The organism is Rugamonas fusca, from assembly GCF_014042365.1.
Classification (GTDB): Bacteria; Pseudomonadota; Gammaproteobacteria; order Burkholderiales; family Burkholderiaceae_D; genus Rugamonas; species Rugamonas fusca.
Window position 1 is genome coordinate 141363 of record NZ_JACEZS010000013.1, and the last position, 12546, is coordinate 153908.

Genomic DNA, 12546 nt, shown 5'->3' on the forward strand with positions numbered 1-12546 from the left:
CCATCGATGCAGTACGAACGTCTGGTCCAGCTGGTGCGGCGCGCGCTGAACGCGGCCGATGACGCGGAAATGCAGCAGCGCCTGGCCGACCTGCGCGCCATCGGCGAAACCACGCTGGCCAACGGCTTGCTGGCGCTGATCGCCCAGGCCGAGCGGGCCGACCCCGGCATCGAACCGCGCTTGCGCGAGCTGGAAGCGGAGAACGCGCAACTGCGCCAGGCCAACGCCCTGCTGCGCAAGGAGAACCGCCAGCAGCGCGGCAACGTGGGCACCTGGCGCGACAAGCGGGCCGCGCGCCGCGCGCAGGCGCTCGATGCGCAGCAGGATACGGAACCGGCCGGCGGCCAGCAGGCGCTGACGGAACAGATCCTGGACCAGCTGCCCATCCCCGTGTTCCTGAAGGACCGCGAGGGCCGCTTCCTGCGCTTCAACCGCCGCTTCGAGGAGCTGACCCAGCGCTCGCGGGTGGAAATCCTGGGCCGTACCATCGACGATTTCGCTTCCCCCCGCTGGGCCGAGCTGACCCACGAGGAAGACGCGCTGGCCTGGCGCAGCGGGCGCATGGTCACCAGCGAGCGCCGCCTGGCCGGCTTCGATCCGCCGGTCGATGTGCTGGTGAGCCGCAACGTGATCAGCAGCGGCGGGCGCAGCTACATGCTGGGCTACTTCATCGACATCAGCGAACAGCGCGCCGCGCGCCAGGCCATGCAGCGGGCCGTGGAATCGGCCGAGGCGGCGAGCCGGGCCAAGAGCGAATTCTTGGCCAACATGAGCCACGAGATCCGCACCCCGATGAACGGCATCCTGGGCATGACGGAACTGGTGCTGGAGTCCGACCTCACGCCGGCGCAGCGGGCCGACCTGGTGCTGGTGCAGGGCTCGGCCCACGCGCTGCTGCACATCGTCGACGACATCCTGGATTTCTCCAAGATCGAGGCGGGCAAGCTCGACATCGAGGAAGTGCCGTTCGATGTGCGCCAGCTGGTGGCCGACACGGTGCGCGCCATGGCGCTGCGGGCGCGCCAGAAAGGGCTGGCGCTGCAATGCGAACTGCCGCCTGAGCTGCCGCGCATCGTCAAGGGCGATCCGGGGCGGCTGCGCCAGGTGCTGGTCAACCTGGTGGGCAACGCCATCAAGTTCACGGCCGCGGGCAGCGTGGTGGTGACGTTGTCGGTGGTGCGCGACCATGACGACCGCTGCGAGATCCGCTTCGCCGTGCGCGACACGGGCATCGGCGTGGCGCCGGAAAAGCAGGCCATGATCTTCGACGCCTTCGCCCAGGTGGACGGCTCGACCACGCGCCAGTACGGCGGCACGGGCCTGGGCCTGGCCATCTGCCGCCGCCTGGTGATCCTGATGCAGGGCCAGCTGGACGTGGACAGCGTGCCGGGCCAGGGCAGCACCTTCAGCTTCACCGTGCCGCTCCGGCATACGGGCGTGGCGCTGGTGGCGCCGCTGCCGCCGCTGCGGGTGCAGGCGCCGCGCCCGGACCCGCTGGGCGCCGAACCGGTCCCGCCGCCCTTGGCCGATCCCGAGGGCGGCGGCTTGCGCGTGCTGCTGGCCGAGGACAATCCCGTCAACCAGCGGCTGGCCTTGCGGCTGCTGGAGAAGCTGGGCCACCGCGTCACGCTGGCCGACACCGGCCTGGCCGTGCTGGAGCGCACGGCGCGCGAGCGCTACGACCTGATCCTGATGGACGTGCAGATGCCGGGCCTGGACGGCCTGGCCGCCACGCGCCAGTTGCGCCAGCGCGAGCTCGAGCAGGGCGGCCATGTGCCCATCATCGCCATGACGGCGCGCGCCATGGCCGGCGACCGCGAACGCTGCCTGGAAGCGGGCATGGACGACTACCTGGCCAAGCCGGTCGACAGCGCCGCGTTGGCCGACATGCTGGCCCGCTACCGGCCGCAACCGGCGCAACTGGTGCTGGATTGGCGCGCGGCCCTGCAGCGGCTCGACGGCGACGCCGACCTGCTGCACGAACTGGCCACGCTGTTCCTGGCCGACGGCCCCCAGCTGTGGCAGGAACTGACGGCCGCGCTGGCGGCCGGCGACACGGCGCGCAGCGCGCGGGCCGTGCACAGCCTCAAGGGCGTGCTGGTCAACTTTGGCGCGGCGCGGGCGCTGGCGGCGGCCGAGCAATTGTCGGCCTGCCTGCGGGCCGGCACGCCGCAGGCGCCGGTGTCAGCACAGGCCCACGCGGCGGCCGCCCGGCTCGCGCCGGAACTGCGGCAAGTCTACGACGCGCTCAGGACGGCGCCGGACGGCGCGCCCAAGGACGGCTGAGCGGCGCCGGCTGGCGCGTACATGTAGCGGCGCGACCAGGGCAGGGTGGCGGCCGGACGGCCGGCCTTGCCGCACACGATCTGGTACAGGCTGATCAAATCCTGCTCGAACGCGTAGCTGCAGCCGGCCAGGTAGACATGCCAGATGCGAAAGCGCTTGTCGCCACCGAGGGCCCGCACCCGCTCGGCCGCCGCTTCGAAATTCTCGGTCCACAGCGCGCAGGTGCGCGCGTAGTGGCGGCGCAGGTTTTCCACGTCATATGCTTCGAGCTGGCCCTGCTGCATGGCTTTCAGCACCTGGCCCAGGTGGGCCAGTTCGCCGTGCGGGAACACGTATTTCTGGATGAATTCGCCGCCGCCATACGGCGTCTCGCCGTTGTCGGGATCGGTGCTGGTGATGCCGTGGTTCATGGCCAGGCCGTCATCGGCCAGCAGCGCGCGGATGGTGGCGAAATAGGCGGGCAGGTGGCGCAAGCCCACGTGCTCGAACATGCCCACGCTGGTGATGCGGTCGAACTGGCCACGCACGTCGCGGTAATCCTGCAGCCGGATCTCGACCAGGTGATCGAGCCCGGCCGCGCGCACCCGCTCGCGCGCCAGCGCGCACTGGTTCTCCGACAGCGTGACGCCCACGCAGCGCGCGCCGTAGCGCTGGGCTGCCCGGATCACCAGCGCGCCCCAGCCGCAGCCGATGTCGAGCAGGCGCTGGCCGGGCTGCAAGGCGATCTTGGCCAGGATGTGGTCGATCTTCTTGAGCTGGGCCGTGGCCAGGTCTTCCTGGCCCGTTTCGAAATAGGCGCAGGAATAGACCATGTTCGGATCCAGGAACTGCTGGTAGAAGTCGTTGGAGACGTCGTAGTGGTAGCGGATGGCCTGCGCGTCGCGCTCGCGGTCGTGGCTGATGCTGCGCACGATGCGGGCAAACCTGCCTTCGGCCTTGAGCGTGGTGCGGGCCAGCGCGTTGACGACGGCGATCATGTCGCGCGCCTTGCCCTTGACCTCGATCGCCCCTTCCACATAGGCCGTGCCCAGGTTCGATAGCGAAGGCGTGAGCAGGTAGCGCACGGCCGAGGCGCGCGGCACGCGTATCGTCACGCGCGGCGTGTCAGGGGAAAAGTCGATGCGCTGCCCGTTCCACAATTCGATGCGCAAGGGCAGGGCGATTTGCTGGCGGATGCCCGTGGTCCAGCTGCTGAGTCGGTTTTGTAGGAACAAGATAGCCTCCGGGTGAGGGACGGCATCGCCGCCCCAGGTTCAGAAACACAAAAGTCGTTACAACCATGCCAGCCAGCCGTTACCACGGCAGCGCCCGCGCGTTCTCCCGCCGGGGCGGGATCAGGGCTGCAGGCGTTGCTTCAGCCACGTGCCATCGGGCTGGCGCACGTACACGATGCGGTCGTGGAAGCGCGAGCGGCGGCCTTGCCAGAACTCGATACGCTCGGGCACCAGGCGGTAGCCGCCCCAGTGATCGGGGCGCTTGGGCTGTTCGCCCTGGGCCTGGGCCACGGCCTCATAGTTTTCCTCCATCTGCGCCCGGCTGGCGATGGGCGCGCTCTGCTGCGAAGCCAGCGCGGCCAGCTGGCTCTTCACGGGCCGGCTGTAGAAATACTTGTCGCTTTCCTCGGCCGAGGTTTTCTCCACCCGGCCTTCGATGCGCACCTGGCGCTCCACTTCGCTCCAGAAGAACAGCAGCGCCGCATGGGGATTGGCGGCCAGCTGCTGGCCCTTCTGGCTGTCGTAATTCGTGTACCACGTGAAGCCACGCTCGTCGTACTGCTTGATCAGCACGATGCGCGAGGTCGGCTTGCCTTCCGCATCGACGGTCGACACGCTCATCGCGTTCGGTTCATTGACCTGGGCGTTGAGCGCCTCGTCGAACCACTTCGCGAACTGCGCGATCGGGTTGGCCAGCACATCCTCCTCGCTCAGGCTGGCCAGGCCATAGTCGAGCCGCAAATCGGCCAGCGTCTGCGCGCTGGTGGGCACGATGCCGCGCCGGCGCTGCATGGCCTGGCCCAGCAATTCCATCTGCTCGTCCGTGAACAGGCGCTTGGCCATCGGTGCGATCTGGGTTTCTTCCGTCAGCATGTGGGCCGCGTAGGCTTCGCTGAAGCGGTTCACATCCTCGACCGACAGGGCCGTGCTGCTGCCGTTGGCAATTTTATCAAGTTGTGATTTTAGTATAGTCCATTCCGCGTCCATGCGCGCGTGATCGGCCAGGATGCCGGGCACCACGGCCGCCAGCAGGGCCGCGTCGGCGCCGCGCGCCGTGGCCTGCAGCATGGGCATCAGGTCCTGCTCCTCGTCGCCATGGTGCAGTGGCGCGGCGTTGTCGAAATATTTCAGCACGGCCTCGGCTGCCTTCTGGGCGGCCGTGTCGGCGCCATGCTGGGGCAGGTGGCCCAGCAGGTTCTGCAGCGTTTGCAATTGCTTGCGGATGCGATCGTGGCAGTGTTTGAGGACAGCGATCGGCTGGTTGAAATCGGGCGCGGTATCGATCAGGGAAATGCTCATGAATGGTCTCGGAAAAAGCGCGTGGAGGGAGGTCGGCAGGAGTTGACTGGCTGCTAACTAATGCATTCTAAAATAATTTCGGCGGCACGTCCGTTAAAATGGCGGGATGAACAGTACCGATATCAATAGCATGCCAATTATTGGCGACGAGGTCGATTTCGAGCGCCGCTTCGGCGGTATCGCACGATTGTACGGGCACGCCGCGCTCGCGCGTTTCCGCCATGCCCACATCTGCGTGATCGGCGTGGGCGGGGTCGGCTCGTGGGCGGTGGAAGCGCTGGCCCGCAGCGCCATCGGCCAGCTCACGCTGATCGACCTGGACAACGTGGCCGAATCGAACATCAACCGTCAGATCCAGGCCCTGACGGGCACCATCGGCCAGGCCAAGGTGACGGCCCTGGCCGAGCGCATCGCCCAGATCAATCCCTATTGCCAGGTGCACCAGGTGGAGGACTTCATCACGCCGGACAACCTGGACCAGATGATAGGCGGCAAAGGCTACGACTATGTGCTCGACGCCATCGACAGCGCCAGGGCCAAGGCCGCGCTGCTGGCCTATTGCCGCGCGCATGGCATCCCGCTGATCATGATCGGCAGTGCCGGCGGCCAGACCGACCCGACCCAGATCCAGGTGCGCGACCTGGCCCGCACGGAACAGGAACCGTTGCTCAAGCGCGTGCGCAAGCTGATGCGCAACCAGTACGGCTTCCCGCGCGGCACCAAGAACAAATTCAATGTGGACGCCGTGTTCTCGATGGAGCCGCTCAAGTTCCCCGAGTCGGGCGAGGCCTGCGCCGTCGATGGCGATGACCGAAGCGGCGTGACGGGCCTCAATTGCGCCGGGTTTGGCTCGGCCATGGTGGTCACGGCCAGCTTCGGCATGGTGGCGGCCAGCCACATGCTGCGCAAGCTCGCTGACAGCGTGGCCGTGGCGCCGGCGGCAATGCCCGAGGCAGTGCCCGAATCGGCACCTGCGGCGGCGCCTGCAACGGCGCACGAAACAGCACACGACACGGTCGGTGCTGCGGCGAGCGCCGGGGCCGCGCCGCCGGTGGCGCCCGCTGCCGCGGCCTGATTGCCGTTGCCGCCGGCTCGCATGCTCAGCGCCGCCGGGCGCGCAGCACGCGGTACACCCCGTCCGGCGTCCCCGAGCGCATCAGCGCCACCTGGGCGTGGCGCCATTGCACCGGCGTTGTGATTCGCGCTTCTGGTGCCGGCGCGTGGCGCGTCAGCGTGACGTGGGGGCGGAACGGACCGTGGCTGTCGGCTGAAAAACCCGCTTGTGCCAGCGCGGCGATCAATTCCTCCTGCAAGGCCAGCAGCGCCGGCGGCGGTGCGCGCATGCCGGCCCATGCGATGCGCTGGCCGCTGAAGTAGCCCAGCATGTCAAATTCCAGCGTCAATGGCGGCACATGGAGGCCATCGAGGATGGCCAGCAGCGGCGCCACGGCGGCGGCCGGTTGCCAGCCCAGGAAGGCCAGCGTCAGGTGCAGGTTGGCCGTCACCACGGGCCGTCCCCGCACCAGCGTTTGCCAGGGCGCGAGTGCGTCCCGCTCGGCCGGTTCGGGCCAGAGCGCGAAAAACAATTTCTGTGGTCCAGTATCGTCGTCCATAAATGGCAGGTTTTGCTATGATGATGCCGCTCCGGCTTGCCGCCCCGGCTTGCCGCTCCGGCTTGCCGCGCGCGGCCACGTCCAACTCTGACCGAAAGAATACAACATGATGCGTCGTTTCATTACCCTCGCTTTCTGCGGCGCCAGCGTCGCCATGGCCGCCTTGCCGGTCCATGCCCAGGACCAGGCGTCGCCGCAACCGGCCAGCGCGCCGGCCGCTGACGTGCCGGCCGCTGCGCCAGCGCCGGTGGTGCCGGGATCGGCCAGCCCCGGTCCGCTGGCCGACCAGCTCATCGTCACCGACACCAAGGTTGGCCACGGCAAGGAAGCCCTGACCGGCTCCACCGTCCGCGTCCATTACACGGGCTGGCTGTACCGCCCGCTGGCGCGCAATTTCCGTGGCAAGAAATTCGACTCCTCGCGTGACCCTGGCCGCGAACCGCTGGAATTTCCGCTGGGCGCCGGCCGCGTCATCAAGGGCTGGGACCAGGGCGTGCAGGGCATGAAGGTGGGCGGCAAGCGCACCCTGATCATCCCCGCTGAACTGGCCTACGGCGCGCGCGGTGCGCCTGGCGGCGACATTCCGCCCAATTCCGCGCTGCTGTTCGACGTCGAACTGATGGACGTGAAATAAGGCGCAGCCAGCACCGGCGCCGCTCCCGCATGCACAAAAAGCGGTAGACTATCGATTCGAATTCCACCCGCGGAGAACAACAAATGAAGATCGCCAACGACGTCACCGAATTGATCGGCAACACCCCGCTGGTACGCCTGAACCGCCTGGCCGCCGGCGCCGGCGCGCAGATCCTGGCCAAGCTCGAATATGCCAACCCGGGCCACAGCGTGAAGGACCGCATCGGCCTGGCCATGATCGAGGCGGCCGAGGCGGCCGGCCAGATCCGGCCTGACACCATCATCGTCGAACCGACCAGCGGCAACACGGGCATCGCGCTGGCCATGGTGTGCGCCGCGCGCGGCTACCGCTGCACGCTGGTCATGCCCGACACCATGAGCCGCGAGCGGCGCATGCTGCTGCGCGCCTACGGCGCCGAACTGGTGCTCACGCCGGGCGCCGAAGGCATGCTGGGCGCCATCCGCAAGGCCGAGGAAATGTGCGCGGCCGACCCGCGCTGCCTGATGCCGCAGCAATTTAACAATCCCGCCAATCCGGCCGTGCACCGCCGCACGACGGCCGAGGAGATCTGGCGCGACACCGATGGCCGGGTCGATATCCTGGTGGCCGGCGTCGGCACGGGTGGCACCATCACCGGCGCGGGCGAAGTGCTCAAGGCGCGCAAGCCGGGCTTCCAGTGCATCGCGGTGGAGCCGGAAGCGTCGCCGATGCTGTCCAAGGGCACCAAGGGCCCGCACCCGATCCAGGGCATCGGCGCCGGCTTCGTGCCGGGTGTGCTGAACACGCACGTCTATGACGAAGTCGTTTGCGTCAGCAACGACAACGCCTTCACCACGGCGCGCGAGGCGGCGCGTCAGGAAGGGCTGCTGGTGGGGATTTCGGCCGGCGCGGCGCTGTGGGCGGCCATGCAGGTGGCCCAGCGTCCGGAAAACGCCGGCAAGATGATCGTCACGATCGTGCCGTCGTATGGCGAGCGCTATCTGAGCACGCCGCTGTACGCCAACCTGGCGGACTAGGCAGGGCGCGGCGCCGCGCGGGCGCCCGCGCATCACAACGGCCGGCTTGTATGCCGGCCGTTTTGCTGTGGGCTGTGGCTAGTGCTGGTGGCCGTGGTCGTGCGCATGGCCGTGGTCATGGTCATGGCCTTGGCCCGCCGCACGTGTCTCGCCCTTGTCGTGCAGGCTGCAGGCGTGGACGGTGGTGCCTTGCTCGATCTGCAGCGTGCAGTGATGGATCGCATAGTCGTGCTTGAGCTGGGCGGTGATGGCGTCCATCGCCACGTCGCCCGGATAGCCAGCCGGCATCACGAGGTGCACCGTCAGGGCCGTCTCGGTGGTGCTCATGGCCCAGATGTGCAGGTCGTGGATATCGGTCACGCCCTCGCGGCCGCGCAGGAACCGTTCGACGTCGGCGTGGTTCACGTCATCGGGCACGGCCGCCATCATCATGCGCAGCGACATCTTCAGCAGCGACCAGGTGCTCCACGCGATGATGGCCACGATGGAGATACTGACCAGCGGATCGAGCCAGCTCCAGCCCGTGTACATCACGGCCAGGCCGGCCAGCAGCACGCCCAGCGAGATGGCCGCGTCGGCCGCCATGTGCAGGTAGGCGCCGCGGATGTTGATGTCATCCTTGCTGCCGGCCATGAACAGCCAGGCCGAGAAGCCATTGATGGCGATGCCCACGGCCGCCACCACCGACACCGTGATGCCCGCCACAGGCGACGGATGCAGCAATTGCTGGACCGCCTCCCAGGCGATGGCGCCGCAGGCCAGCATCAGCAGCATGGAATTGAACAGTGCGGCCAGCATTGAGCTGCTGCGCATGCCGTAGGTATAGCGGCCGTCGGGCAGGCGCTTGGCCAGGATGGCGGCCACCCAGGCCAGCATCAGGCCCAGCACGTCCGACAGGTTGTGGCCGGCGTCGGCCATCAGCGCCGTCGAATTGGCGATGAAACCGTAGATGAACTCGATCGCTACGAACACGCTGTTGAGCACGATGGCGATGGCGAATGCGCGGCCGTGGGTGGTCGGATCGCCGTGGTGGTGATGGTGGCCGTGACTGTGGCCATGGTCGTGGCCGCACGCCGCGCCCTTGGGGGCGGGCGCGTGGCCGTGCTGGTGGTCGGGGTGAGCATGGTCATGCCCGTGGTGATCGTGGTGGCGGCTCATGCTTCGCTTCCTGGAGAGGGTTCGGCGATATGTTCCAGCATATCGCACAGGACGTCGCTGATGTGGGCATCGGCGGCGGTGTAGAACACTTGTTTGCCATGTCGTTCCGACTTGACGATACGGGCCGCGCGCAGCAAGCGCAGGTGGTGGCTCACCAGCGAGCCGCTCAGCTGCAACGAAGCGGCGATGGAACTGACGGCCACCGGCGTGGTCAGGCAGGCCAGCACGATGCGCAAGCGGGTCGGGTCGCCCAGCAAGTGGAACAGGTCGGCCAGCTGCGCGATGGCGGGATCGGATTCGGCGTAGGATTTCATGGCTAACATATGAATAGGTGTTCATATGTTAGCAGAAAACGGCGTATCACGACACCTGTCGCCAATTTTGCGGGAGTTGCGACGGGCCGGTTATGGCGACATTGTGGCAGGTCACAACATGTGCGCTGAGCGTGTGTAAAGGTGTATGCCTGAATGGAGGAGATAGGCAGACTTCTTAGGAATCCTGGCGTATGGAACTGTTGAAATTTTTGGCTTGGCTGTTGCTCAATATCGGGGTGCCGTTGTTGGCGCCTATTGCGTTGCTACCGCTGCTGTTCGCGAGCAAACTGCATCAAGGCAACGTAGGAAGGCTAATACATCGCTCTTTGCAGGAGGGACAACTATTCTGGACTGTTATCGCGCTTTGTGCCGCAGCCTGTTATGAAGCCGCAGGCCATGTTGCGTGCGGGGAGGACCCGGATACAAGTAAGGTGATAATATCTATCGCAGTTGGATGGCATGTGCTCATTATAGTCGGCTCATCGGTACTCGTCCTGCTGGGCGCGATCGACGCCGTGGCAGAGACAGCCGATAGGGCTGCTCAAGCAGCGGTTGAGGCGGAAGGTGGTATGTCGCGCGTGATGATAGTCTCGATCTGGATGTCCGTGCTCGTCGCCATCTCATTTAGCGCTACCCATCTCTGGGCTGAACGAGGGGGATGCTAGGCGGTGAACCTGGAGGCGAAGATGGAAAAGCTTATTGACTGTCTATTCCAGCGTGAAATACGTCACCGTCTTATGACGGGAATCGGCGTGTTTATGGTCGTGGGAGGGGTGATCGTCAATTGCATCTTGCTGGCGGCGCTACTCATGCGGCATTAATCGTCGGCTGCACCCACTCTCCAACAGGCTCTCCGTCATGGCGCCTTTGGCTTTTCGTGCGCAGCCCGGCGCCTTATTTCTGCATTTCCGCCTGCACCAGGTTGCGGGCCTTGGGGTCGAGCTTTTGCACGGCCTTGGCCAGCTTTTCGCCGTTCTGGATCGCCAGCAGTTGTTCGGCCGTCAGGCTCTTGGCTTGCACGATGGGCGCCGGCGGCGGCACGGGCTTGAAGAACAGGGCCTGGCCAACGAGCACCAGCAAGGCGCTGAGCACGGACACGGCCGCCGCCGCGCCCAGCAAACGCCATTCGCGCGGGGAGAATCCACCAACCGTGGTTTCCGCGGACGCGGACGTGGCCGCCGGCGCGGCCACTGGCATCTGCGCCGCCTCGGCCGCAGTGTCGCTTGCCGTGGCTACCGTGGCTGTCGCCGTATTCGCAGCCGCCGGTGGCGCAACCGCCTCCGGCAAGCCGCCTGCCGCGCGCGCCTGCCGCGCCAGCTCGCGCGAGGCCGCGTCGATCAGTGCCACGTGGCGTGCCACGGTCTCCTCCAGCACCGCCTCGTTCAGCGCCACCAGCGCGAAGATGGGATCGTCGACGTCGATCCGCACGCCGGTCTTGTCAAAAACGAGGCTGCGCAGCTTGTGCTGATCCATGGGGCTTACCACTGCACTTTGTCGAGTTGTTCGAACAGGTCGCGGAACACGACCTTGATGCGCTGCTTTTCCATCACGTTGAACTTGTCGCTTTCCTTGACTTCGTTGGCCGTCAGGCGCGCCGTGTTCATCTTCTTGATGTCGGCGCCGAAGGTGTCGGCGTTGCGCTGGGCCAGTACCACCCGGCCCTTGACCCGCGCCGCGTTGTCGGCGTAAGTCTGCGATTCCGTGAACTGCTTGCCGGACGCCGATTGCAGCAGGCCGAAGTGCTCGTTCTCCCACAGCACCAGCGGCACATTGGTCGACTTGGCCGTCGACACGAAGCCCATGGCCGTGTCGTGCAGCGTGTCGCCGCCGCCGACGATGGTGTGGATGTAGACCTTGCGGCCCGATTCCTCCAGCAGCGCGAAGCAATCGTTCTCGATCAGGTAGCCCATCAGCGGCGAAAAGGTGTTGGCGCCGTTGTCGATCACGCAGTTGCCGTCTTCTTCCAGGATGTCGATCATCAGGGCGTCGAAGCGCTTGGGGTCGATGTTGCGCGTATCCGTCATCACCGGCACGTGCTTGACGGCCATCGCCTTGTAGCGCGAGAAGGTGGCGTTTTCCTGGTCGGTGTCGTAACAGCGCAGCGGCGTTTCATCCTTGCCCGCGATCCACTGGGCCAGGATGGTCGACACCAGCGTCTTGCCGATGCCGCCCTTGCCCTGAAGAATGAAATGTACCGTGTTTTGCATCGAAATACTCCCTGAGTCTGTGATTCCGTCGGACGTGCGCAGGCCATGGTCCCGCCGCACAGCGTCGAGGGTAATTGTTTTGGGAGCGGATAGCAACCAGCCAGCCGGCGGCCGGTCTTGGTGCGCAGCGTCAGTTGATGAAGCGCAGCAGGCCGCGCAGCGCGTGGATCACGGTCTGTTCGCGTACGGCCTGGCGGTCGCCGGGAAACACCAGCCGTTCCGTGCGCACCTGGCTGCCGTCTGCCCAGCCGAAGCACACCGTGCCCACCGGCTTGCCCGGCACGGCCCCGGTGGGACCGGCGATGCCCGTTACCGACACGGCCACGTGGGCATTGCTGGCGGCCAGCGCGCCGCTTGCCATGGCAGCCGCCACCTCCTCGCTCACGCTACCCAGTTGCGCCATCAGCGCGGCCGGCACGTCCAGCATTTCCGTCTTGGAGGCGTTGGAATAGGTGACGAAGCCGCAATCGAACCAGCCGGTGGAACCGGCGATCTCCGTGATGGCCTGGGCGATGCCGCCCCCCGTGCACGATTCGGCCGTGGCCAGCAGCCAGCCTTTGCGCTGCAATTGCTGGCCCACCGTGATGGCCAGTTCGATGATGGTGGGGGTGGTCACGATATGCTCCTTTGCGGCAGAGTCTGTCGGATGCGGGACGGTCTCCTCGTCACGGCCTGAGTCCACTTTACCATGCCGCCCCCGCCCTTTCCAGTGCCGCGCCGGCGATCCTGCTCAATCGGCAATGTTACGAAAAAAGCTCCCCAAGCGCGTGGAAAATGCGTACACTCGAAGACGCACCGCGCTCGC

At 66.5% G+C, this 12546-nt stretch carries 14 protein-coding genes; 6 read left to right on the plus strand and 8 right to left on the minus strand.

The annotated features are described in order from the left end of the window. The first annotated feature begins 6 nt into the window (after positions 1-6). A complete protein-coding gene (locus tag H3H36_RS16225) occupies positions 7-2286 on the plus strand; it encodes a PAS domain-containing hybrid sensor histidine kinase/response regulator (RefSeq protein WP_229219938.1) in 2280 nt (759 codons plus the stop codon). Here the strand turns inward: H3H36_RS16225 and H3H36_RS16230 are convergent. Next, positions 2238-3500, minus strand: coding sequence for a class I SAM-dependent methyltransferase (locus H3H36_RS16230; RefSeq protein ID WP_182219130.1), 1263 nt, complete (start codon positions 3498-3500; stop codon positions 2238-2240). The two genes, H3H36_RS16225 and H3H36_RS16230, sit on opposite strands and share 49 nt — an antisense overlap. Before the next feature lie 120 nt (positions 3501-3620). Continuing rightward, positions 3621-4799, minus strand: coding sequence for a pyridoxamine 5'-phosphate oxidase (pdxH, locus tag H3H36_RS16235; protein ID WP_182219131.1), 1179 nt, complete (start codon positions 4797-4799; stop codon positions 3621-3623). A 130-nt stretch (positions 4800-4929) separates the two neighbouring features. On the opposite strand from pdxH, the gene tcdA reads away from it, so the two are divergent. Next, entirely contained in the window at positions 4930-5874 is a 945-nt protein-coding gene (tcdA, locus tag H3H36_RS16240) for a tRNA cyclic N6-threonylcarbamoyladenosine(37) synthase TcdA (RefSeq protein ID WP_311196643.1), read from the plus strand. 25 nt (positions 5875-5899) lie between these two features. Here the strand turns inward: tcdA and thpR are convergent, their stop codons facing one another. After that, the gene (gene thpR / locus H3H36_RS16245) at positions 5900-6385 is read right to left on the minus strand and encodes an RNA 2',3'-cyclic phosphodiesterase (RefSeq protein ID WP_182219133.1); all 486 of its coding nucleotides are present in this window, start codon (positions 6383-6385) and stop codon (positions 5900-5902) included. A 133-nt stretch (positions 6386-6518) separates the two neighbouring features. Between thpR and H3H36_RS16250 the strand changes: the two genes are divergently transcribed. After that, positions 6519-7046: an FKBP-type peptidyl-prolyl cis-trans isomerase gene (locus H3H36_RS16250; protein ID WP_182219134.1), complete on the plus strand. Its 528-nt coding sequence runs from the start codon at positions 6519-6521 to the stop codon at positions 7044-7046. A gap of 83 nt (positions 7047-7129) precedes the next feature. Continuing rightward, positions 7130-8062: a cysteine synthase A gene (cysK, locus tag H3H36_RS16255; RefSeq protein WP_182219135.1), complete on the plus strand. Its 933-nt coding sequence runs from the start codon at positions 7130-7132 to the stop codon at positions 8060-8062. A 78-nt stretch (positions 8063-8140) separates the two neighbouring features. On the opposite strand, the gene H3H36_RS16260 is transcribed toward cysK, so the two are convergent. Together H3H36_RS16260 and H3H36_RS16265 are read right to left on the minus strand one after the other, a co-directional pair. Beyond that, complete coding sequence (locus H3H36_RS16260; protein ID WP_182219136.1) at positions 8141-9220, minus strand: cation diffusion facilitator family transporter; 1080 nt, start codon at positions 9218-9220, stop codon at positions 8141-8143. Next, on the minus strand, positions 9217-9534 hold the full coding sequence (locus tag H3H36_RS16265; RefSeq protein ID WP_182219137.1) for an ArsR/SmtB family transcription factor: 318 nt from the start codon (positions 9532-9534) through the stop codon (positions 9217-9219). The genes H3H36_RS16260 and H3H36_RS16265 overlap by 4 nt, the downstream gene beginning before the upstream one ends. A 191-nt stretch (positions 9535-9725) precedes the next feature. On the opposite strand from H3H36_RS16265, the gene H3H36_RS16270 reads away from it, so the two are divergent. Then, positions 9726-10199 (plus strand): hypothetical protein, encoded by a 474-nt coding sequence (locus tag H3H36_RS16270; RefSeq protein ID WP_182219138.1) that lies wholly within the window; start codon positions 9726-9728, stop codon positions 10197-10199. Positions 10200-10220: 21 nt separating this feature from the next. Next, the gene (locus H3H36_RS27360) at positions 10221-10355 is read left to right on the plus strand and encodes a hypothetical protein (RefSeq protein WP_255461874.1); all 135 of its coding nucleotides are present in this window, start codon (positions 10221-10223) and stop codon (positions 10353-10355) included. A 73-nt stretch (positions 10356-10428) separates the two neighbouring features. Here H3H36_RS27360 and traM read toward each other — a convergent pair whose 3' ends face one another. From traM to H3H36_RS16285, 3 genes are all read right to left on the minus strand, one after another. Beyond that, positions 10429-11007, minus strand: coding sequence for a conjugal transfer transcriptional regulator TraM (traM, locus tag H3H36_RS16275; RefSeq protein WP_182219139.1), 579 nt, complete (start codon positions 11005-11007; stop codon positions 10429-10431). Between the two features lie 5 nt (positions 11008-11012). Continuing rightward, positions 11013-11741, minus strand: coding sequence for a P-loop NTPase family protein (locus tag H3H36_RS16280; protein WP_182219140.1), 729 nt, complete (start codon positions 11739-11741; stop codon positions 11013-11015). Between the two features lie 130 nt (positions 11742-11871). Then, a complete protein-coding gene (locus tag H3H36_RS16285; protein WP_182219141.1) occupies positions 11872-12357 on the minus strand; it encodes a CinA family protein in 486 nt (161 codons plus the stop codon). Between the last annotated feature and the right edge of the window lie 189 nt (positions 12358-12546).

What these genes read in the sequence shown, in the direction of transcription:
- traM (WP_182219139.1), bottom strand. Translation starts at nt 11,007, where the DNA reads ATGGATCAGCACAAGCTGCGCAGCCTCGTTTTTGACAAGACCGGCGTG.
- H3H36_RS16280 (WP_182219140.1), bottom strand. Translation starts at nt 11,741, where the DNA reads ATGCAAAACACGGTACATTTCATTCTTCAGGGCAAGGGCGGCATCGGC.
- tcdA (WP_311196643.1), top strand. Translation starts at nt 4,930, where the DNA reads ATGCCAATTATTGGCGACGAGGTCGATTTCGAGCGCCGCTTCGGCGGT.
- H3H36_RS16265 (WP_182219137.1), bottom strand. Translation starts at nt 9,534, where the DNA reads ATGAAATCCTACGCCGAATCCGATCCCGCCATCGCGCAGCTGGCCGAC.
- H3H36_RS27360 (WP_255461874.1), top strand. Translation starts at nt 10,221, where the DNA reads ATGGAAAAGCTTATTGACTGTCTATTCCAGCGTGAAATACGTCACCGT.
- H3H36_RS16225 (WP_229219938.1), top strand. Translation starts at nt 7, where the DNA reads ATGCAGTACGAACGTCTGGTCCAGCTGGTGCGGCGCGCGCTGAACGCG.
- H3H36_RS16260 (WP_182219136.1), bottom strand. Translation starts at nt 9,220, where the DNA reads ATGAGCCGCCACCACGATCACCACGGGCATGACCATGCTCACCCCGAC.
- pdxH (WP_182219131.1), bottom strand. Translation starts at nt 4,799, where the DNA reads ATGAGCATTTCCCTGATCGATACCGCGCCCGATTTCAACCAGCCGATC.
- cysK (WP_182219135.1), top strand. Translation starts at nt 7,130, where the DNA reads ATGAAGATCGCCAACGACGTCACCGAATTGATCGGCAACACCCCGCTG.
- H3H36_RS16250 (WP_182219134.1), top strand. Translation starts at nt 6,519, where the DNA reads ATGATGCGTCGTTTCATTACCCTCGCTTTCTGCGGCGCCAGCGTCGCC.
- H3H36_RS16270 (WP_182219138.1), top strand. Translation starts at nt 9,726, where the DNA reads ATGGAACTGTTGAAATTTTTGGCTTGGCTGTTGCTCAATATCGGGGTG.